Origin of the sequence: Halobaculum sp. MBLA0143, assembly GCF_041361465.1 — an archaeon.
In the GTDB taxonomy this organism is placed as follows: domain Archaea; phylum Halobacteriota; class Halobacteria; order Halobacteriales; family Haloferacaceae; genus JAHENP01.
Genome location: NZ_JBGKAC010000002.1, coordinates 280,533 through 300,555 on the forward strand (window position 1 = coordinate 280,533; position 20,023 = coordinate 300,555).

The following is a 20,023-nucleotide window of genomic DNA, read 5'->3' on the forward strand; positions in this document are numbered from 1 at the left end:
CGAGACGCCTCTCGACAGCCACTGTGTGAGTCGGTCACGCTCGAACGCCCGACGAGCGGCCGTCCCGTTCGCTCCGAAACCGCCACTACCGGGCGGGCGAACCTGTGAGACTGTCGAACGGTGGCCCCGCCGCCTCCGGACGGCTGTCGACGGAGCGGTCCGCCGGTCGGTCGGCCGGATCGGCGCTCGTCGACTCCGGCACGGACATCACCTGCTCGTCGGCGACGAACGTGTACGCCGACTCGCCCTCGTGCCGGAGACACCGCGTCGCTCCGTGACCTCCGCCGGGAAGCACTGCCGCGTACGCGCCCGGTCGGATCGTCGTCACCTCGACCAGTTCCTCGGGCGTGATCGTGACGGTCTCGCCCGCTGCCGTCGTCTCCGGGTCACGACACTCTCGTGTGCCGGGCGTCTCGGGCGTCACCGACAGCCCGGCCCGCGTCGACGGGTCGCGCCAGTCTCGGACGCGGAGGGTCGCCGGCCCGTCGGCGCCGAACGCAGCACAGCCGCTCACGCCGACCACGCCGCGGGCGACGACCCTGGTGAAGGGCTGTCTCCGTCGCACCGGAGACAGGTTCGGACCGACGGAGCAGCAGTCTTCCAACCTGTCGCACTCTCCGCGAACGAACCACCCGACCCGGCCGACGGACACGACCCTCGTCGATGTCCACGACGACGCCGTCGCCAACCGACTCCGTGGTCGCTAGCCCCCCGCCGTCTAGGCTGCGTTCGTCGCTCGACTGGCACCGTTCCGTCCGCTCACCGTCATGTACCCCTCACCCCTCCTCGTCGAGCAACTCTACGAGACGATCCCACGCCGCCGACGGCCAGGCGGCGTCTTCGGTCGTCGCGCGGTGGAGTCGCCGACAGTGCGCCGGTGACACGGCCCCGTCCAGCGTGACCACGGGGGTCGTCCGGCGCTCCCACGCCAGTCGCCAGTCGTCGACCGACTCGAACCGGACGTACGTCACGTCCGGTGTCACGTCGACGGCCGAGACCGGGCGCGACTGCCGGCCGGCGACGGACCGTGTGTCGACAGCCACTGTCGGGTCGTCGGTCTCGGCGCCGGCGTTCACGACGGCCGTCAGGAACCGTCCGAGACCCCCTGCCTCCCAGGCGTAGCTCGTGTAGTCCGCGTGTCGTTCGACGTACACCGTCGGTTCCGCCGGGACGGGAACACCCACAGTCGTCTGTGGTGTCGCACACCCAGGAGGGTTGCGCTGGCGCCGCCCCGCCCCGTTCAGTCGACAGTGCACGTCGCGGCGTAGACGGTGCCGGCGTAGCGGTACGTCACCGTCCGGGTGAATCGGTCGTCGTGTTCGAACGTCTCGACCCCGAGACGTTCCAACAGCGTTCGGAACGGCTCCGACGGGGTACCGTCCTCGCGGTAGCCGTCGCCGGCGGCAGTGTCGAGAATCTCCCGTCGGTCCGCGGGGAGGTCGTCGGCGTCGAACGTCGCGTCCAACACGTTCGCGTCCAGGTAGTCGGCGAAGTCGGCGCGGTCGTCGGCGACCCGTTCGACCGTGTTCGTGTACCGGGTCGTCTCGACGGGGCCTCGCCGTACCCGGAGCCGGACCGGTTGCTCGTCCGGCAGGAAGTTCTCCTCGCCCTCGAAGACCGCGTGCTCGAACGGCGGGTTCGGCACCAGCGCCGTCTCCTCGGGCGTCGTCGGATCGAACAGGACGTAACCGCGGTCGCGGAGCGGGCGGTCGCCGAGAGTCTCGTCTGCCGCCAGCGCCGTTCCGAGGGTGGCCTTCGCCCGCCGGAGGATCTGTGCGTCGAAGCGGTCCGCCTCGGCCACGCGGGTGTCGATCGACTCGACGCCGTCCGGCGCGGCGTCGACCGGTTCGAACCAGACCACCCACTCGTCGACGGTCGTCGGAGTCGCCTCGGTCGGCGAGATGCGGTAGTAGCCGTCCGCCTCGACGAACCTGGGGCGTGAGACCGCCGGCGACACGCTCGTGTCCGGGTGCGACACGCGGCCGTCGATCGTCGTCTCCAGCGTCTCCACGCTGCCGGTGTCGACGAGCGTCCGCCGGAGCGTCTCGACGTGCCGGGCGACGTGTGGCGCTCCGAGCGACTCTCGCAGGAGAAACACATCTGCGAGCCCCTCGTCGCCGGCGAACAACGACACCTCGCCGCCGGGACTCACCGACAGACAGCCGCCGAGCCAACTCCCCCCGACAGCCGCTCCCACACCGCACAGCCGCCGTCTCGTGAGACGTTGCACACGTTTCGGATTCGGTTTATGGCTTGAATAGCTTCTGTTTTTGTCGAACGACGACGACGACGTGCCGCTCGGACGGGCTCTCGTTCCCGGCTCCCGAGACAGTTACGCACTGTTACAAGATAAATCCGAACAGTTTGGGTAATGCTTAAGTGCACTCGGTAACACGTTTTGAGTGCAATGCGAGAACCACACACTCGAAGACGAAACGTACTGAAGACGATCGGTGCGGGGGCGGCACTGACCGGGATGTCGACCGTGACCGGCGCGGTCTCCGACGACAGACGGGTCGAACCGGAGGACGTCGAGCTCCCGTATCCGGACACGAAGTACGTCACCGTCGGCGACGACGTGTACGACGCAGTCAACCACCACTGGTGGCTGTTGACGCTGGACCGCGACCGGATCGACGAGCTGCTCCGGAAGGCCCCGGTCGCCAGCGACGACGTCCAGACCCACAGTGACCGCATCGACAGCCTCCGGAGCACGTACACGGTCGAGCAGTCGGAGGTCACCTCCACGCGCGCCGGCGAGGAACACACCTACCACCTCACCGACCGCCGTGTGAGTAGTCTGAGCCACGACCGGCAGGTCGAGGTGGCGGAGACGGCCGGCGCGGTGCTCGACGGGTTCGCCGCCGAGGGGGACAGCCAGGACGTGTCGACGAACTGGTACGCGAAGACCCACCGGAAGCAGGCGGCGTACGTCCTCGACGAGTTCAACATCACGAACAGCTACCGGGACACGCTCCGGAGCAACACGGACGACCCGGACCAGTTCGGGTGTAAGTCCTGCCAGGTGGACTGGCTGCCGGTCCCGATTCCGGACTACGTGGAAGACGCTATCGGGGCTGCGGTGCGCGGACTCGGCAACGACAGCGAGGCGAAGCACCCGCCGTTCCACTTCTACCTCGGCGACCCGCCGTCGGTCACCATCGCCGGCTACGAGATCTCCGCGCCGAAGTTCGGCGGCGCCCCCAGCGAGGCACAGTACTTCGTCCAGCAGGCCAACAACGCCTACACGGCCTCCGAGAAGGCCAGGAACCTGGGGTACGCCGCTCACTACCTCCAGGACATGAGCGTCCCGTTCCACAGCGGCGCCGTCTGGGAGCAGCTCAACTACTCGCCGACGTACACGGATCCGACCAACTTCGATCCCCGGCGTGACATCCACTACGCCTACGAGGAGGAGATCAACGAGAACCTGGAGGACGCAGTGTACTACGTCGGTGACCCGTTCGTCGACGACTTCAAGTCCGGCTACCCGTACTACGTCTCCGACGTGGCGCAGGGGTGTAAGGACCTGTCCACGTTCGCCGGCAAGTACGGCCCGGACATCTTCGAGTCCGTGCTGAACGGTGGGAAGGACAGCCCGTGGGAGTGGAACGACAACGGCCGGAACGTCTTCGAGAAGACCCACAACTGCATGAGCGAGGCCGGCAACTACCTCCGCGGCTTCCTCTACAACCACAACGACTACAACTGGTAGCTCGTCGCGTCGGTAGCGGCTCTCCCCCACCGCGACGCCCATCTCCGTCTCGTGACCGAGAGAGTCGACACGGACAGTCGGTCACTGTGAGGTCGAACTCCCACAGAGCGTACTACGGCGTACGAGCCGGTCCGAACGTACCACGAGGGGACCCAGGCGGCGACTCCACAGAACTCCGCGAGAAGTACGGTCTGGACTCGGGCGACGTGGTCGTCCGTGACGCCGGCTACGAGACCGTCTGGAGGTGACGACCCGCCTCGCACCTCACGCGGGTCAGTAGTCTCCGAGCACGCCCAGCCGGCGCGCCCGCCGGGTGGCGTAGTGGAAGACGGCGTACCCACCGCCGACGTACACGACGGCGACGCCGAGGAGCGTCACGAGCTCCGCCGGCGGGAACTGCCACAGTCGAGTCCCCTCCAACATCGCCCGTTGGAGCAGACTGCTCCCCTGCGCCAACGGGAGGAACCGCGTCGGGCCGAGCTCGAACGCCGGGGCCGCGATCAGCACGGGAAAGACGAACTGGAGGAGCCCCAGCCAACTGCCGATCCGCTTGTACAACACGGACAGCCCCCCGGCGGCGAAGCCGAGCCCGAGCACCGAGAGAATCGACAGCCCGGCGACGACCACGACGGTGACGACCGGCACTCGCAGGGTCGTCCCCGTGACCAGGAGCATGACCGCCAGGATCACCCCCGAGACGAGGAACGATCGGACCACCTTGGCCACGCCCTTGGCGAGCGCGACGGGCGCGAACCCGAACGGCGTCATGAAGTGACGCTCCAACGTCCCCCACTGCACCTCGCTGCCGATGTCGTTGGCGACGGAGCTGTACGCGCCCACCGACAGCGTCCACAGGAAGTACCCGACGACGAGCCCCTCGATGGAGTCGGCCAGCGCCTGGGCGGCGAACGCCCGCCCGCCGTAGAACAACAGACCGAAGAACAACAACGAGACGACGACCCCACCGACTGCGTCGGCCGGGTAACGGACGAAGATCAGGTACTCCCGCTTCAACACTGCCAGCGTCAGGTCGACGACACTCGCCCGTCGTGGCCGCTCGACAGTGTCGCTCACTCGCGGGTCACCTCCAAGAACGCCGACTCCAGGTCCGACTCCACCGTATCGACCGACGAGACGTGGACGTCCTGCGCGCGGAGCACGTCGACGAGGTCGTAGAACCCGTCGGAGTCGGTCGCCACCTCGACGGTCGTGTGGTCGCCACGCTTGCGCACCTCGCGCACGTCGAATCCGTCCCGGACGGCCGCCAGCGCCGCGCCCTGGAGGTCCGGACTCTCGACGCGGAACCCACCCGGGTCGAGACCGCCCATCAGGCCGTCGACGGCGTCGTCGGCGACGATCTGGCCGTCGTTCACGATCACGACCCGGTCACAGACGTCCTCGATCACGTCCATGTCGTGGCTCGTCACGAGCGCCGTCAGCCCCCGTTCGGCGACGATCCGTCGGAGTTCGCTGCGGAGAGTGAGCGACGACTCGACGTCCAGCCCCAGGGTCGGCTCGTCCAAGAACACCACGTCGGCGTCGGTCGCCAACACGCTCGCCAACGACACTTTCTGTTTCATCCCGCGCGAGAGGTTGCGGACGGCGGTGTCGGCCTCGTCCGCGAGGTCGAGTTGCTCCAACAGCTTGTCGTGGCGGTCGGTCACGTCGTCCGACTTCACGCCGCCGATAGTGGCGAAGTACCGCAGGTTCTCGCGGACGGTGAGCCGCCAGTAGTCGTTCCGTGCACCCTCCAGCATCGCGTCGACGTGACGGTACGCCGACCGCGGCTCCGCGAGCACGTCCACGCCGGCAACCTGCACGGAGCCGGCGTCGGGCAGGATCATCCCCAACAGACACTTGATGGTCGTCGTCTTCCCGGCGCCGTTCGGGCCGAGTAGGCCGACGACCGACCCCGACTCGACGGAAAAGGAGATGTCGTCGACGGCGGTGACGGCGTCGTCGCCGTCGCCGAACCGCTTCGTCAGCCCCTCGACGGCGATCGCCGGCTCGGCTCCTCGCTCGTCGTGCTGTCGTCGTTCTCGGGTCGTGTCGGCACTCCCGTCTCCGGCTCCCGACCACGACTCGTCTCGCTCCTGCTGGCTCGCCATCGTACGGTACATCGTACCAGTTCGACAGTGAAGAACCCCGGGCACCCGAGGGGTCGCGTCCGCGACCTCGACGCCGTCGTCGCAAACGGGTGCACCGAGTGCCGAGCACCGAGCACCACTCTCGGCTCTCGGCTCTCCCGCTCACGTCTCGACCGAGTGACCACGACGCTGAAGTGGCCGCCGGGACTGGCGAGTGACGTGACAGCCTCCGACTCGGAGCCCCGACACGCCCGCCCGACGGGCAGACGCTCGCGGACACGGGGAGCGACGCGTGGCAGTCGGTGGGGTGACCGGTGAGCGACGACTCGTCGAGCGACGAGGCCAGGACCCTCCTCGTCGCCGGGACCGCCTCTCACGTCGGCAAGAGCACCGTCGCGGCGGGGCTGTGTCGTCACCTCGCGGACTGCGGCCGCTCCGTCGTGCCGTTCAAAGCACAGAACATGAGCAACAACGCCCGCGCGGTCCCGATCGCAGCGGGAGCGGCCGACGGCTCTACGACGGCCGACGATCACGCGACGACTGCCGACCACGCGACCGACGACGACACCACGACCGGCGACAACACGGCGACCGACGACAGTACCGCGGCCGGCGACGACACGGCGACCGACGACAGTACCGCGGCCGGCGACGACACGGCGACCGACGACAGTACCGTGGCCGGCGACGACACGGCGAACCAGACACAGTGGGGGGAGATCGGTGTCTCGCAGTACGTCCAGGCCCGGGCGGCTCGCACCGCGTCGACGACCGACAGCAACCCGGTGTTGCTGAAGCCCCGCGGCGACGCAGAGAGTCAACTCGTCGTCGACGGGGTCGCGGTCGGTCACTACGAGGCCGGCAGCTACTACGACGACCACTGGACCGACGCCCGCGCGGCCGCCGAGACGGCACACGACAGACTCGCGGCCGCCAACGACGTGGTCGTCGCCGAGGGTGCCGGGAGCATCGCCGAGATCAACCTCCAAGACCGCGACCTGGCGAACCTCGAGACAGCCAGGTTCGCCGACGCGGACGTACTGCTCGTCGTCGACATCGAGCGCGGCGGGGCGTTCGCCAGCCTCTACGGCACCGTCGAACTCCTCCCGGCGGACGTCCGCGAACGAGTCGTCGGCGCGGTCGTCACGAAGTTCAGAGGCGACCCGTCGCTCTTGGAGCCGGGGATCGAGGAGATCGAAGATCGGACCGGCGTGCCGGTCGTCGGCGTGATCCCGTACGACGACCCCGGGCTCCCGGCCGAGGACAGTCTGTCGATCCCGACGCCGTCGGCCGACGACACCGGAGCCGTGTCGGCAGGGAACGCGGGTGACCGAGCGGTCGTCGGCGACGACGGAGTGTCCGCCGAGCGGTCGGTGACGGTGGGCGTCGTCCGGCTGCCACGGATCTCGAACTTCACGGACGTGGAGCCGCTCGCTCGCGTCCCCGGTGTCCGGGTGGCGTACGTCCCGCCGGAGACGACACTCGACGGGCTCGACGCGGTGATCCTCCCGGGGACGAAGAACACGGTCGACGATCTGCTCGCGCTCAGAGCGGCCGGCTTCGGCGATGCACTCCACGCGTTCGACGGGCCGGTCGTCGGCCTGTGTGGCGGCTACCAACTGCTGGGCGAGCGGATCGGGAACGCCGGCGTCGAGTCGACCGACGACCACGACACCGTCGAGGCGTTCGGGCTCCTCCCGGTGGCGACGCGGTTCCACCGGGAGAAACGGGTCGCGGCCGTCGAGCGCTCGCTCGACGGTCCCCTGTTGGGCGACGATCACGACCGACGGTCGGCGACCTCGCCGACTGCGTCGGGCTACGAGAGTGCCACAGTGTCGGGGTACGAGATCCACATGGGACGCACGCGGGAACTCGAACCGACACCCTCCCCCGTCGGCCCGGAGAGCGCCGCGACCGGGAACGTGCTCGGGACGTACCTCCACGGGCTGTTCGAGAACGAACCCGCCCGCGAGCGGTTCCTCGACGCGGTGTTCGCCGCCGCGGGTGTCGACCGACCGACGAGCGAGACGGACCGCCAGTCACCGTACGACGCCGCCGCGGAACTCGTCCGGGAGAACGTCGATCTCCGAGCGCTGGGACTGCCAGAGAGCCCCGGCGACGACGGGTGACGCCACGAGCGTCGGCTCTCTCGTGTCTGCTCCGAGTGTCTCTCACCGGCGAACTGTGACCGACCACTCCGCCCCGCAGTGACTCGTTCCTCCCGCAGTCACCTACTCTGCGACTCGCGTGCCCGCGCGACGGCGTCGGCGACAGTCGCGGTCACCCCGTCGACGGCGTCGGCGAGCGTGACAATCCAGTCGTACTTCGCGTACGACTCGGCGACCCCTCGCAGCGACACCGCCTCGCCGTCGCCGAGCTCCCGGTCGGTGTCGCCGACCTGGGGCGCCGTCACGCCCGCGAGCCGGTCGTCCGGGGTCTCGAACAGCCCACAGGCCTTCCGAGCGACCCGCCGCTCCGGCGGGTGGCCGCCGTTCACGAGCCGGTCGACGGCGTCGACGGCGGCGGCTCGCCGCTCGCGCACCCGTGTCGCGTCGGCGGGATACAGTCGCTCACCCTCCCGAACCCGGCTCCGCAGTACAGCCAGCGCGTCGAACCACGTCACCACCATCGGTCTGGTCGTAGACGACAGCCAGCGCCTCCTCCATGCCGGGACTGTCGCCGATCGAATCCAGTACTTCTGTGTGAGCGCTCACACGGCCGCCTCTGTTCGGACAGTTATCGACTCTTCTCTGTCGTGGTCGTCGACGCGCCGTCCGTCGCCGAGTCACTCGTCACCGGCCGACACGGACCGTCGACGAAGACGGTCGGTCCGGCGTCGCCGGCGTTCGAGTCGCCGTCCACAGCCCGATGTCGAAACGAAGTTGTACGATTCCACGGTACGGGAGCGCGTGAGCAACGGGATCGACTACGCGACGTACGCGAAGCGTGGCATGGCCTTCGGATTCCTCCTCGTCGGTGCCGGGATTCTCGGCCACCTGATCCTCCCTCCGCTCGTCGGACCGCTCCCGGGGTGGGAACAGACGTTGCTCTTCGACTCCGTGCTACTCGGTCTCGTCTCGGAGCTCGTCTCCGTCTTCGGCTTCGGGATCGTCTTCCCCCTGTTGAGTAGCTGAGACCGGACTGTGACTCGACAGAGCAGCTCGTGTCTCCGTCCCACGTCGGTGCCGACGACGCCTCACTCCACCAGTCACACGCGAACTGTTCGCGCTCGGCCGACTCACTCACCGCCCGAGTCGTCGAGCCGAGCGGCGACGAGCCCGACACCGACGGCGTGAGCCGTCCCGACGACGGTCGTCGCCAGCACGCTCCCGGCCTCGCCGGCGGCGGCCAGGCTCGGCGCGAGCAACGCCGGCAGGCTCACCAGCAGGTTCGCGGCGACGCCGAGCGCGACGGCGACGCCGGCGAGCGTCCTGGCGTGGCCGTGTGTCCGAGCCCAACTCCACTCTACGGACGCGAGGACGCCGTCGCCGGCGACCACCCGCGCCGGCACGAGGAACGTCCGCGCGGCGACGTACAGCACGAGCAGGACTACCGGGAGCCCGAACAGTCCGAGACCGCCCCCCACGAGGACGCTACCGCCGGCCAACAGCCCACTGACGGCGAGTTGGTAGCCGAAGAGCCGCCCAGCCGCCGGCCACGTCGACACCGTCGCGTCGCCGTGTCCGAGGGCGTCGCCGACGCGACGGAGCACCCACACGGCCGCGACCACGCCACAGCCGGCTGTCAGGAGTTCCAGCCCGCCGGTGACGGCGAGCCACGACAGTTCGAGGCCGAGCCACGCTCCCGGCGAGGTCCCGACGGCGCTCACCGGTGCCGGAACGGCGTGGAAGACGATTCGGAGCGGGCCGTACTGTGCCGCCGTCTGTCCGGTCGTCGGCACCGGCCCGGCGACCCGCATCACGTCCACGAGGGCGGTGACGACCCCAGCGAGCAGGAACGGGACCACCACGGTCGGTCGGTGTCGGACGAACACCCAGACGGCCCGGAGGACGCCGCCGAACGTGACCCGCGTGTCGGCGACGCTCGCAGCGTCGTCGACGCCTGCAGTACCGTCGGTCACGCTTCCCTCTCGAACGCGGTGAGACTCCCGTAGCCGACGACGTACAGTCCGCCCTCGGCCGGGACTGGCGTCCCGTACGGACTCGCGTCCTCGTCGCCGAGCACGCGCCAGCGCCGTCGGCCGTCGCCGGCGTCGAGACACCGGATGTCGTCGTACGCCGAGAGGTACACGCGGCCGTCGGCGACGGTCGGGAGCCCGGTGAGCGCGTCGATCTGCCGCCGCCACAGCTCCCGCCCGGACTCCGTGTCGAGCGCGACGACCGCCTGCGAGCCGTCCTCGGGGGTGACGACCACGATCAGCCGCCCGTCGGCGACGGCACCGGCGAATCGCCCACCCGCGTCCGCGAGGTGGCCGTCCAGTCGCTGTCGCCACAGCTCCCCGCCGTCGCTCGGGTCGAGCCCGACGACCCGCTCGTCGCCCAGCAGGAGAATCACCGACGGCGTAGCGACGACGGTCCGGCCGGACAGCGCCCCGTCGGCCGTCGACGATTGGATCCACTCGAGGGCGCCCGTCGCGGCGTCGACCGCGTGGACGCGACGGAGCGCGTCGACGGCGTACACCGTCCCGTCGCGGACGGCCGGTCGCGTCGCCGGGTACCAGTCGGGGCCGCGGTCGTCGTCACCGCTCGCCGGCGAGTCGTCCGTCGCCAGATCGTCGGGAACGGGGTAGGTCCACTCCGGTTCGCCGTCGGCCGCCGAGAGGGCGACGACGCCCGCCCGCTGGGTGCCGTCTGGGTGCTGCCACGAGCCGCCGGCGAACACGGTGCCGTCGGCGACTGTCAGCGGCGAGACACCGTCGCCGCCCCAGTGACCGAACGCGCCACCGGTGTCGGGGAACCGCCACCGGACGCGGAGGCCGTCGTCGACGCTCGGCGTGGGGTTCAGCCCGACGAGCGCCTGCTCGCGGCCGTAGTTCGGCGGCCCGGTCGAGGGTTCGACCGTTCGGACACCGACGAGCGTCGCGTTGCGGTACGGGGTCTGTGTCGTCACCGCGGGCGGGGCGTCGAGCGGCCCGAGGGCGGCGCGCTGGCGTCCGGTCGCGGCGTCGAACGTCGGCGACGGGTGCCAGCCGACGTACACCGTCCCGTCGTGGACGACCGGCTCGACACCGCGGGTCGAGCCCGACAGATCCGGTGTCTCGACGTGGAAGCGTCGTCGGAGGTCGTCTGCCGTCGTCGATGCGTCCCCGTCGCTGGCGTACGTCCCGGCGGGGGTTCCGCCGGGTGTCGCCCAGTCGCCGGTGTCGACCGCTCGGGTTCGCGCCGGGAGAACGCCGCTGCACCCGGCCGTCGCCGCCGTCACGCCGACTGCCAGCGCGAGCGTCTGCCGCCGAGTCCGGGTCGTCGCCGGCGACTCGGCCGTCGGAGGGTCGGTATCGGTGTGTCCGTCGATACTGCCGGACGGCTCTGGAGGGCGGGAGTCGTCCATCGGCGAGGCGTCGTCGGGAGGTGTGAAACCGTCTTCGACTCGTCTCGGAGGCTCGGAACAGCCTGCCGCGCCGGGATCGAGTCGTGGGCACCCGTGTCCTCCTCCCTCCGCGACTATCCCGCCGTGAACACCACGTTCGCTTCGTCGACGACGAAGGTGTACGTCGAGCGGTCACCCTCGTGCCGGATGCACCGCGTCGCCTCGTGACCGCCGCCGCGGAACACCGTCCCGTACGCGCCCGGCTCGATCGTCGTCACTTCGACGAACTCCTCCGACCCGACGGTGACGGCCTCGTTCGTCGGCGTCGTCTCGGGGTTCCGGTACGCCCGGGTGCCAGGCCGCTCGGGCGTCACAGACAGTCTGGCCTGGACGGACGAGTCACCCCAGTTGCGGACCCGGACGGTCGCCGACTCGTCGGTGCCGGACGCAGTACACCCGCTCACGCCGGTCGCGCCGCAGGTGACGACACCCGCGAGAAACTGTCTCCGTTGCATCGGAGACAGACTCCACCCGACGGGAGACGAATCTTCCGGTCTCTGCTGGCGCTCGTACTCGTGTGCGTGACTCGACTCGTTACGGCCGTTCGGCGGTGGGATACCCGTCAGCTCTGCCAGGGTGCCCGCTGTCGCTCGTCGATCTCCTCGAACACGGCCGTCAAGCTGTCCCGCCAGTGTGACGGGTGCGGCTCGTCGCGGCCGGGCGTCGGCGCGTCCGGCCCGGGGTGGATGTGGTCACGACTGTTGTGATCCGACGGGTGGCGATCCCACCGATGGCGAACGACTCGTCGCGGTGTGTCTCGTGGTAGTGAATCGAGGAGTCGCCGTTCTCGTACCACACGAGCTCGACACGAGCACGCTCGACTGCCGAGGGATAGAAGTCGTCACGGAACACACAGCGGAGTCGGTCGAGGGCAGTCTCGGGGCGAAGCGTCACCCGTCGGAATCGGTCGTCGGTCACGAGTCGGTCACGGACCGTGGCAAGCAGTTCGAAGTTGACCGGCGCGTCGTCGCGGCGGTTGTCACCGCGGCCGTTCACGCGACACGTCGACGTTCGGCCGCGTCGCCGCCGTCAGACTCCAACGCACGCTCGACCAACTCGATCCGACGGCGAACAGTCCGCCACGCCGAGATGTCCTCCCAGACAGCTTCGACGGAGCGGCCCGTCTCGGTCGCGTGCGCGGACGGCGACACCTCGGCGGGCGAGTCGGCGTCGAACTGCTCGGCGAACGCCGCCGCCCGTTCCGTGTCTGCTTCGAGCCGGTCGAGCAGTTCCTCGGTCGTGTGCGTCGCCCGCAGACGGTCGACACGACGCCGCTCGAAGTACGACTCGTTGCGCTCGTAAGTCGCGGGCGTCTCCGACCGCCGACGCACGATTCCCATGGCCTCGACCCACGCGAGGGACTCGCGTGCCGCGTCGACACCGTGGCCCGCGCGGTCGGCCACCTCGCCGACCGTCGCCGGCTCCGCCAGCGTCACCACCGCGTCGAAGAGGTCGTCGCCGGCTCCGCCAGCGTCACCACCGCGTCGAAGAGGTCGTCGCCGGCTCCGCCAGCGTCACCACCGCGTCGAAGAAGTCGTCGCCGGCTCCGCCAGCGTCACCACCGCGTCGAAGAAGTCGTCGTGGGTCCGGTCGCCGCTCACCACCTCCGCCGGCGACGCCAGGCCGTCGAACGCCGGCGGGGTCGCGTCCGGGTCCGCTCGAAGCTCCTCGGCTGGCTCTCTCACACCTACACATCTCCGTCCCAGCGGAATAGCCCTTCTTCCGACGGACTGTTCCGTCTCGTCGGACGGCGTTCGGCCCGTGACGACACAGTGACGATCCCGGTCAGAGCGCCGTCAGCGACCGCCCGCCGACAGCCGAGCACAGAACGCGTCGAACGCGCCCGACTCCGGGTGGACGTGTGCGTACGTCCCGAGCGTCTGGTACTCCGTCAGGCCGTCTGCGTCTCCAGTGATCCCGTCGCCGCGGTCGACGTCGAACGCGAACCGGGCGTCGCCGGCCACGTCCGCGGCCGAGTAGTGGAACTCGTGGCCACGCAGCGTCTCGCCGGCGTCGGCCGTCAGCGTCCGGTCGCGTGCCATCAGTTCGACGTGATCCAACGCCTGGTAGCGATCTTCCATCTGTACATCTGCGGGGAGGACGCCCGCCATCTCGACGGTGTCGCCGTCGGTCGTGGTCAGCGACTCTGCGAGCGTCATGAGTCCGCCACACTCCCCGAACACCGGGAGCCCGTCGGTGGCGCGGGCGGCGATGTCGTCCAGCGCCGGCGCGCTCGACAGCTCCGCCGCGAACCGCTCGGGGTAGCCGCCCGGGAGGTACACGCCGTCACACGCCGGGAGGTCGTCGCCCGCGAGCAGCGAGACCGTGACGACCTCGCCGAGTTCACGGAGTCGCTCTCTGGTCGACGGGTACGAGAAGCAGTGTGCCGTGTCGTCGACGACCGCGACCCGTGGACGGTCGTCGGCGTCGGGCGTTCCTCCGATGCCCGCGTCGGCGGTCGCCGTCTCTCCCGGTCCTGGCGGCGCTCTGGCGAGTCCGAGCAACCGCTCCGTGTGGATCGTCTCGGCGGCGCGATCCAGCGCCGCCGGGTCGACCGGGGACTCGGAGCCCATCTCCAGCCCGAGGTGGCGATCCGGAACGGCGAGGCCGTCGTCCGGCGGGACACGCCCGAGGTAGTCGATCCCGTCGGGGAGCGCCTCGCAGATCCCGGACTCGTGGCGACCGCCGTGGGCGCGCTGTGCGATCACGCCCGCGACGTCCACGTCTGCGTCGACCTCGGCGGCGTACTCGCGGAACCCGAGTGCGGTCGCGCCGACGCTCTGCATCCCGGCGTTCGCGTCGACGACGAGCACGACCGGGAGATCCAGCGTCGCGGCGACGCGGGCGGTACTGCAAACGTCACCGTCGTACAGCCCCATCATCCCCTCGACGACGCACACGTCGCCGTCGCCGCGGTAGTACGTCCGCCGAGTGCCCGTCTCACCTTCGAGCCACGGGTCGAGCGAGCGTGAGTGAGCGTCGACGACCGCCTCGTGGTGGCTCGGGTCGATGAAGTCCGGCCCCGCCTTCGCCGGCTGTGGGTCGTAGCCGGCGTCGTCGAGTGCGCGCAGGACGGCCAGCGTGGCGACGGTCTTGCCGACGCCCGAACTCGTCCCCGCCAGGACGAACCCCTTCACGGGCTGCCCCCGTCGACGAAGGCGGCGTCACGCACAGGCACCGTCGTCACGCTCCGGCTCGAACTCCGGCGTGGTCTCGATCCCAGCTCCTGCCGTGTCATCCAGCGTACGTTCGTCGTCGGCGTCTTCAATCTCGGGGTGTGTGTCGGAGGGCGACTCGTCTCTGTTCTGTATCGCGTCCACGACGGCCTCTCCGTCTCGTTCCCAGAACAGTGCCCTCCGGAGTTCGTAGTCGAAGCCGTCGTCACCGGTCGGGAGTCGCGTCAGCTCGTCGTCGCCGTGGTCCGTCGAACGCCCAGAGTTTCACTTCGCACACGGCGGTATCGGGAGTCGTCGTGCCGTTCGACTGTGCAATCGGCCACGGTCGCTCACCCCCCGCGTCGCTGGAGCGTTGCTGCCGCCGCACCGCCGGCGAGGATCGCCACGGGAACAGCGACCAACTCCCCCGACACCCCGACGACGCGACTGGAGACGAGTGTGTATACAGATTCACACCGGCCGTCCAGTGTACACGACCGGCCTCCCTCGGAGGGCTACCCTCTCGCGGCCTCTCCCCTCCAGACCGAGACTTCGAATCACCGGAGGAGCGTAGTCGAGACTGATGTGTTACGACGGATCCTCCACGCGACGCACGCTCCTCTCGTGGGCGGACGACGGACCCCGGGAGTTCCCCTGGCGCGACCGCTCTCGGTCGTTCTACGAGGTGTTCCTCGCGGAGTTCCTCCTCACGCAGACGCCAGCGGAGAACGTGGCCGACGTGTACCCGGAGCTCTGTGATCGGTACCCCGACCTGGACAGTCTCGCCAGAGCGTCCGAGTCGGAGCTAGAGTCGGCGCTGGAACCGCTCGGGTTCCAGCGGATGCGGGCGGCGGCGCTGTCCGAGGTCGCCGCGACGCACGACTCGCTCCCACGCGACGGCGACGAGCTCCGGGAGCTCCCGCGCGTCGGGCCGTACGTCGCCGACGCGACGCGGTGCTTCGCACTCGCCGAGTCGGTCCCGATCGTCGACCGGAACGTCGTCCGCGTGTACGAGCGTCTGTCCGGCGAGGAGTTCCCGACGGCCGACGCCGAGCGGCGGTCGTTCGCCGCCGAACTCCTCCCGTCCGACGGCGAGCGAGCGCGGACGTACAACCTCGCGCTGCTCGACTTCGGGGCGACGGTGTGCACGAAGCGCGAGCCGGCGTGTCCGAGTTGTCCCCTCCGCGAGCGGTGCGAGTACGTGACGCACAGAGAGAGGTGAAGACAACAGTTGAATCGGACCGCGTTCACTCGGCCAAGTCGGTGCCGAACTCGGGTGTTCGAACAGTCCTGTCGACTGAGGTCACTCACAGCTGTTGGAGTCGTGTGGGCATCACACCAGTGACGGCTTGAACTCACTTCGGCGAGACATGCACTCCAATCGAAATAGATCTGAATCGACAATCGGACAGAGTATCCGGCTCCACCCTGGGGGAATAAATAATGCTTCACTGTCAGGAATGCCGCTGGTCGCGTTCCTCGACGAAAACTGGTGTACGCTACAAGTACGCTGGCCCGTGGATAACCTGCCCACTGGATACGAATCCGTCTCTCACGTACTCTGCGGCCTTGTCAGCGTACTCGATCGGGACGGGGTTCCGACCACTCCGGGCGGGTGATCCGACGTGAACCTCCGATAGCCAGTACACCTGCCGTGTCAGTGTTTCAATATCACTCGGCCCGGAGTGGTGGCGAATCCCGAGTGTTCGCGGAGTTCCACGAGCGCTCGAGAGCTGTACCTCGGGCGGCCCCCAGGAGAGGAGTACAGACCGATCTCGGTCGCGGTCCACGAACGCCACCCCCTTGTCGGCGAGGTCGAGCCGTCGGCGTGACGCATCGTACTCGACGATCCGTGGCTGGCCGGACTTCCGAACTGCTACAACGTCAGCCTCGAGATTCATCTCCTGGGCGGCTGTTCTGATCGTCTCCACATCTTCGGTCATGCGACCGTCTCGTAGCAACGTCACGTGTTCGATCGACTCTCCCATGACGGTGCCGTGATCGAAGACCAGTTCGCGGATGAACTGACGCACGTCGTCGACCGAGAATTCCTCACCCCCTTGCGTCGTCGTCGACTCGGCAGCGTACGTCGTCCCGTCGGCGAGGACGACGCTCGCACTCGCGCCAGTGTGCTGGCCCGTGTCTGAATCGTACGTCACGTCCAAACCGAGGAACGCATCCGTCTCTCCAGGGAGGTCGGCGATTTGCCACGGGGTACCCCCGGCCTTCGCAACGAGTGCGCTGAGGATGTTCGCAAACTTCTCGTTCGAGAGATCGGCGTTCGACTGGCTCAGGTCGTCTGCGGTCGACTTCTGTAGCATCTGGCTCGCGACGCCACCCCTCATGAGTGTCTGTTTGAGTTCGTCGAACGGGTCGTCGAACATATCAAAGCTAGCGACCTGGTCCTCGTCTGGCACTAAAACGAGCGCACAGTCGATCTCGCCGCGGATCTGTGCTGCCTGCTCGGTGTAGTCGCTAGTCGCCCCGAGTTCGTACTCGATGAACCGCGTCCTCGTTGGAGCGCCTACCTCTTGGAGCCCTTTGAGCAACAGTTGCGTAATCTCCTCGCCGAGGTCGGCAACACGGCTCGGGGCCAAGACACCGAGACTGTAGTCGCCCGGGTCGCTGAACACGCCGTGCTCTCGTAGCCCCTCCGTCGGTACACTGTGGAGACTCTGGTCCCCGAACGCCAACCGTCTCCCGCCTTCCCGAATCGGGACACAGTCGTAGCCGGTGCTATCGGGGCCGTTGCCGACCGAGAAGTCGAAGTCGAGGACGGGAATCCGGCTGAGATCAGAGATGAACGACCGAGCATAGCTCACGCGGTCGTCCGGGAGAAGACTCTTTTTCGCCTGGTACTGTCGGTAGAACTCGGGGTTCGCCTCTTGTACGTCCTCTTCGCGGACGCTCCGGCGGAGAATTTGAGGCGCTTGATGCCCTTCGAATCCAGGGCCGTACTTCACACGGACGAGTCGAGGATTCTGGCCGATCAACTCCTGTCGCATCTGCTCGTTCAGGAGACCTTCGTGGTACGATGCGACCGACTGGTCGAGACCCGGAACGTGGTCGGTGTAGCGGTAGTCGGACCATCCCTGAACCGTTCCACGACTCTTGTCGTCGTAGACTGTCGTATCGTGTTCGACTGTGATCCCGCTCACGTCGTCGCCGGGGCTGTGTGTGTCGGCGAGTACTTGAGTCGTCCGCACGGTGTGGCCGGCCTCCACGTGCAGTAGTGGAGTTCCGGAGGCAGGGACATCCACCGTGAGATCGAACTTCGGGTAGAGTGCGAACTTCTCGTCTTCGGAGCGGAGCGCAGGTGTGTGACTGACGACACGATCTAACGTTGGGACTTCGTACTCCTCGGCTGAAATCGCCAGCCGGAGACCAGTCTGCACGAGCGCCTTGAGCTGGCCTCTACCCCGCGGTGAACTCGCATCGAGTGTCACTGCCTCTCTCGACCGAGGCGAGACAGATTGGCCCCACACAGTGACTGACCGGGACAGTTCCGTGGGCGCAACGACGGTGAGATCGCCGCGAGTAGCCACTGGTGTAGCGTGTTCACGGCCGAGATACCAGGCCGCCATCTCGGTGAACCGTTCCACGTCGTCGTCGTGGCCCAGCCCCTCACTCGTACTCAGCTCGTGAACGACTACCCGAAGTCCATCCAAACTCCGATCACCTGCCCAGTTTAGAATGTGTACACCCCCAGAGAGTGCATCTTCTTCACCCAGACCAGTCTCCTCTCGCTTTTCCATATATCGCACCTCGACACCAGCACATAAAAATTTTTCACTGGACCTATCTTATCGACGTAGGTCAGATTCTATTCCGGAAAAGAACGGAGCCCTGAATGTGTACCGACCGTGCATCGAATTGTTCAGTTACCTATCGGCAGCGAGCGTCCGCCCGAACGCCCGTCGCTCTTCTAGACGCCGCGTTGCTCTGCGGCCTCACACAGATTGTACCTCGCTCGTTGCCGTCGGGGTTGTGTCTGTGAAGAGTTACCCAAACAGTCGTGAGAGGAATCCTCCGGACTCTCCATCCACGTGTTCCTCCGAAGCATCCGTGCCCTCGTTGGAGCTGTCCCGGTCGGAATCTGCCGACGCCCCTCTTGCTCCCTCACTGTCTTCGCTGGTACCGGCGAGCAGTTCTTCGACGGTGTACCCCGCCCACTCGGCGAACGCCTCGGGGGCACCGATGTACACCGATCGTCCAGATTTATGTGTAATGAACCGCTTGTCGAGACGTTTCTCGTAGTCGTACCCCTCCAGTCCCCGTGGTCGAACCCCGCGCGGATCCTCTCGGACTCCCGCTCGAACGTGACTCGTCCACCCTCGATATCCTTCTGCCAATTCAACCGGCCGGTGTCGAACCGCTTCTCGGCGGCCTCGTCGGCCGGGAAGTAGTCTGGCATCGGACGGCTGGCCTCGTCGTAGAACTCCCTGACGATACGGCGTACGTCCTCCACTGTCCCGCTCCCCTCCGTCCACGGTCGTCTATCGAGCATCCGCCGGGCGACATAGCTGAGGATCGGGCTCCGGCGTTCGAGCACGTCCGTCAGCGCCTCCTGTGCCTCGTGGAAGTTCGGGTCCTCCGGGTTCGATGGGAACGCGACGTCCATCGAGAGGATCTTCATCCGGTTGCGGAACTCCGACTTCGGGAGACTGTCGTTCGTCGTGAAGATCAGACACGGCTGGTCGACGCTCGTCGGCGTCCAGTCGCCCCAGTAGTTCCGGATCGGACTCCAACTCTGGATCTTGCCTCTCTCGGCGTCGATGATCGCGCACGGGAAACAGGTGTCCCACTCTCTGATCCCACAGATCTTTCGGACCCCGACATCGACGGCCTCGTTCGTCCCCGCGCCGTAGCCACCCGATCGAGTGGTGAACACCCGGTGTCGCGCCGCCGCCTCGGGCTCGTCGACACTCTGTCCGGAGGTGTCCCTCGTCTCCCTCGACGTGTTTCCTCACGTAGTTGCGGTCGGGTGGCTGGTCTAACGCGACGACTGCCTCGACAGGTTCCCCCGGGCGACGACACCAATCTCCTCGGGGAAGACCCTCTCCTCGTCGACGTGACGCTGCGTGACCCCGTCGGCCACCTCTCGGCTCACGTCTCGGGCGGTCCTGGCGGGCACCTTCCGCGGGTCGAGCGTGTCGAGGGTTCAATCCCACAACGGGTTCGTCTGGAACACGCACGGACTGCGCCTACCGCTCGGACTGGCACCGGCTTCAACCCCACAACGGGTTCATCCGAAACCGTGCCCGAATCGGACACGTACAGTGTGCTACTGCCCGCCTAGCACTTATCATTTCCGTCGACCCGCAATCACCCCCGAACCCCCGGGGGGTCGACGGAAACGCGGCGCGACAGCACCCCGGAGCACCGACCGACCGAGATGCTCCCCAACTCGGCCGGTCGACCCCAGAACAGAACCACGGCACGCCCGAACGACGGCAGGTCGTCCAGTTCGCGCGGTCTGACCGGAGACCAGGAGTCGCCAGCGTCGGCGACGAGACCGC

The 20,023-nt window shown here is 68.0% G+C and carries 19 protein-coding genes and 2 pseudogenes; 4 read left to right on the forward strand and 17 right to left on the reverse strand.

Translation table 11 applies throughout. The annotated features are described in order from the left end of the window. Positions 1-85 precede the first annotated feature (85 nt). The 3 genes from RYH79_RS16675 to RYH79_RS16685 all read right to left on the reverse strand — a co-directional run bounded on the left by RYH79_RS16675 (position 86) and on the right by RYH79_RS16685 (position 2,230). Positions 86-565, reverse strand: coding sequence for a hypothetical protein (locus RYH79_RS16675; RefSeq protein ID WP_370901426.1), 480 nt, complete (start codon positions 563-565; stop codon positions 86-88). A gap of 211 nt (positions 566-776) precedes the next feature. Beyond that, complete coding sequence (locus RYH79_RS16680; RefSeq protein WP_370901428.1) at positions 777-1,154, reverse strand: hypothetical protein; 378 nt, start codon at positions 1,152-1,154, stop codon at positions 777-779. Positions 1,155-1,240: 86 nt separating this feature from the next. After that, positions 1,241-2,230 carry a hypothetical protein gene (locus tag RYH79_RS16685; protein ID WP_370901430.1) on the reverse strand — a complete coding sequence of 330 codons (990 nt, stop codon included), beginning with the start codon at positions 2,228-2,230 and terminating at the stop codon, positions 1,241-1,243. A 177-nt stretch (positions 2,231-2,407) separates the two neighbouring features. Between RYH79_RS16685 and RYH79_RS16690 the strand changes: the two genes are divergently transcribed. Continuing rightward, positions 2,408-3,715, forward strand: a complete 1,308-nt coding sequence (locus RYH79_RS16690; protein WP_370901432.1) for a phospholipase C/P1 nuclease family protein — start codon at positions 2,408-2,410, stop codon at positions 3,713-3,715. Positions 3,716-3,988: 273 nt separating this feature from the next. Here the strand turns inward: RYH79_RS16690 and RYH79_RS16695 are convergent, their stop codons facing one another. Both RYH79_RS16695 and RYH79_RS16700 read right to left on the reverse strand, forming a co-directional pair. Continuing rightward, the gene (locus RYH79_RS16695; protein WP_370901434.1) at positions 3,989-4,789 is read right to left on the reverse strand and encodes an ABC transporter permease; all 801 of its coding nucleotides are present in this window, start codon (positions 4,787-4,789) and stop codon (positions 3,989-3,991) included. Continuing rightward, positions 4,786-5,823, reverse strand: a complete 1,038-nt coding sequence (locus RYH79_RS16700; RefSeq protein ID WP_370901436.1) for an ABC transporter ATP-binding protein — start codon at positions 5,821-5,823, stop codon at positions 4,786-4,788. Before RYH79_RS16700 ends, RYH79_RS16695 begins: the two co-directional genes overlap by 4 nt. 293 nt (positions 5,824-6,116) lie before the next feature. Here RYH79_RS16700 and RYH79_RS16705 point away from each other — a divergent pair, with 293 nt between their 5' ends. After that, positions 6,117-7,931 carry a cobyric acid synthase gene (locus RYH79_RS16705; protein ID WP_370901437.1) on the forward strand — a complete coding sequence of 605 codons (1,815 nt, stop codon included), beginning with the start codon at positions 6,117-6,119 and terminating at the stop codon, positions 7,929-7,931. A gap of 98 nt (positions 7,932-8,029) precedes the next feature. On the opposite strand, the gene RYH79_RS16710 is transcribed toward RYH79_RS16705, so the two are convergent. Next, entirely contained in the window at positions 8,030-8,431 is a 402-nt protein-coding gene (locus RYH79_RS16710; protein WP_370901439.1) for a hypothetical protein, read from the reverse strand. A gap of 280 nt (positions 8,432-8,711) precedes the next feature. Here RYH79_RS16710 and RYH79_RS16715 point away from each other — a divergent pair, with 280 nt between their 5' ends. After that, positions 8,712-8,936: a DUF7860 family protein gene (locus RYH79_RS16715; RefSeq protein ID WP_370901441.1), complete on the forward strand. Its 225-nt coding sequence runs from the start codon at positions 8,712-8,714 to the stop codon at positions 8,934-8,936. A 104-nt stretch (positions 8,937-9,040) separates the two neighbouring features. On the opposite strand, the gene RYH79_RS16720 is transcribed toward RYH79_RS16715, so the two are convergent. The 8 genes from RYH79_RS16720 to RYH79_RS16755 all read right to left on the reverse strand — a co-directional run bounded on the left by RYH79_RS16720 (position 9,041) and on the right by RYH79_RS16755 (position 14,669). Further along, complete coding sequence (locus RYH79_RS16720) at positions 9,041-9,883, reverse strand: hypothetical protein (RefSeq protein ID WP_370901443.1); 843 nt, start codon at positions 9,881-9,883, stop codon at positions 9,041-9,043. Further along, positions 9,880-11,310, reverse strand: a complete 1,431-nt coding sequence (locus RYH79_RS16725; RefSeq protein ID WP_370901445.1) for a PQQ-binding-like beta-propeller repeat protein — start codon at positions 11,308-11,310, stop codon at positions 9,880-9,882. Before RYH79_RS16725 ends, RYH79_RS16720 begins: the two co-directional genes overlap by 4 nt. Positions 11,311-11,423: 113 nt before the next feature. Then, positions 11,424-11,804, reverse strand: coding sequence for a hypothetical protein (locus tag RYH79_RS16730; protein ID WP_370901447.1), 381 nt, complete (start codon positions 11,802-11,804; stop codon positions 11,424-11,426). 107 nt (positions 11,805-11,911) lie between these two features. Further along, positions 11,912-12,145, reverse strand: coding sequence for a toxin-antitoxin system TumE family protein (locus RYH79_RS18085; RefSeq protein ID WP_489753362.1), 234 nt, complete (start codon positions 12,143-12,145; stop codon positions 11,912-11,914). Positions 12,146-12,341: 196 nt separating this feature from the next. Next, positions 12,342-12,785 carry a DUF7342 family protein gene (locus RYH79_RS16740; protein WP_370901451.1) on the reverse strand — a complete coding sequence of 148 codons (444 nt, stop codon included), beginning with the start codon at positions 12,783-12,785 and terminating at the stop codon, positions 12,342-12,344. A gap of 78 nt (positions 12,786-12,863) precedes the next feature. Then, positions 12,864-13,034 carry a hypothetical protein gene (locus RYH79_RS16745; RefSeq protein WP_370901453.1) on the reverse strand — a complete coding sequence of 57 codons (171 nt, stop codon included), beginning with the start codon at positions 13,032-13,034 and terminating at the stop codon, positions 12,864-12,866. A 111-nt stretch (positions 13,035-13,145) separates the two neighbouring features. Next, complete coding sequence (locus tag RYH79_RS16750; protein ID WP_370901455.1) at positions 13,146-14,486, reverse strand: cobyrinic acid a,c-diamide synthase; 1,341 nt, start codon at positions 14,484-14,486, stop codon at positions 13,146-13,148. Between the two features lie 27 nt (positions 14,487-14,513). Next, a complete protein-coding gene (locus RYH79_RS16755) occupies positions 14,514-14,669 on the reverse strand; it encodes a hypothetical protein (protein ID WP_370901457.1) in 156 nt (51 codons plus the stop codon). Positions 14,670-15,087: 418 nt separating this feature from the next. Between RYH79_RS16755 and RYH79_RS16760 the strand changes: the two genes are divergently transcribed. After that, positions 15,088-15,726 (forward strand): HhH-GPD family protein, encoded by a 639-nt coding sequence (locus RYH79_RS16760; protein ID WP_370901459.1) that lies wholly within the window; start codon positions 15,088-15,090, stop codon positions 15,724-15,726. A 277-nt stretch (positions 15,727-16,003) separates the two neighbouring features. Here the strand turns inward: RYH79_RS16760 and RYH79_RS16765 are convergent, their stop codons facing one another. From RYH79_RS16765 to RYH79_RS16775, 3 genes and pseudogenes are all read right to left on the reverse strand, one after another. Continuing rightward, positions 16,004-18,259: a Piwi domain-containing protein gene (locus RYH79_RS16765; protein ID WP_370901461.1), complete on the reverse strand. Its 2,256-nt coding sequence runs from the start codon at positions 18,257-18,259 to the stop codon at positions 16,004-16,006. A gap of 246 nt (positions 18,260-18,505) precedes the next feature. Then, positions 18,506-19,353, reverse strand: a pseudogene (locus RYH79_RS16770) (hypothetical protein); the annotation flags it as partial. Next, positions 19,336-19,656: pseudogene (locus RYH79_RS16775) on the reverse strand (cobaltochelatase subunit CobN); the annotation flags it as partial. The pseudogenes RYH79_RS16770 and RYH79_RS16775, both read right to left, overlap by 18 nt. Positions 19,657-20,023 lie beyond the last annotated feature (367 nt).

Excerpts from the sequence above, each read along its gene's own strand:
- RYH79_RS16765 (WP_370901461.1), bottom strand. The coding sequence starts at position 18,259 with ATGGAAAAGCGAGAGGAGACTGGTCTGGGTGAAGAAGATGCACTCTCT.
- RYH79_RS16730 (WP_370901447.1), bottom strand. The coding sequence starts at position 11,804 with ATGCAACGGAGACAGTTTCTCGCGGGTGTCGTCACCTGCGGCGCGACC.
- RYH79_RS16760 (WP_370901459.1), top strand. The coding sequence starts at position 15,088 with ATGTGTTACGACGGATCCTCCACGCGACGCACGCTCCTCTCGTGGGCG.
- RYH79_RS16700 (WP_370901436.1), bottom strand. The coding sequence starts at position 5,823 with ATGGCGAGCCAGCAGGAGCGAGACGAGTCGTGGTCGGGAGCCGGAGAC.
- RYH79_RS16690 (WP_370901432.1), top strand. The coding sequence starts at position 2,408 with ATGCGAGAACCACACACTCGAAGACGAAACGTACTGAAGACGATCGGT.
- RYH79_RS16725 (WP_370901445.1), bottom strand. The coding sequence starts at position 11,310 with ATGGACGACTCCCGCCCTCCAGAGCCGTCCGGCAGTATCGACGGACAC.
- RYH79_RS16710 (WP_370901439.1), bottom strand. The coding sequence starts at position 8,431 with ATGGTGGTGACGTGGTTCGACGCGCTGGCTGTACTGCGGAGCCGGGTT.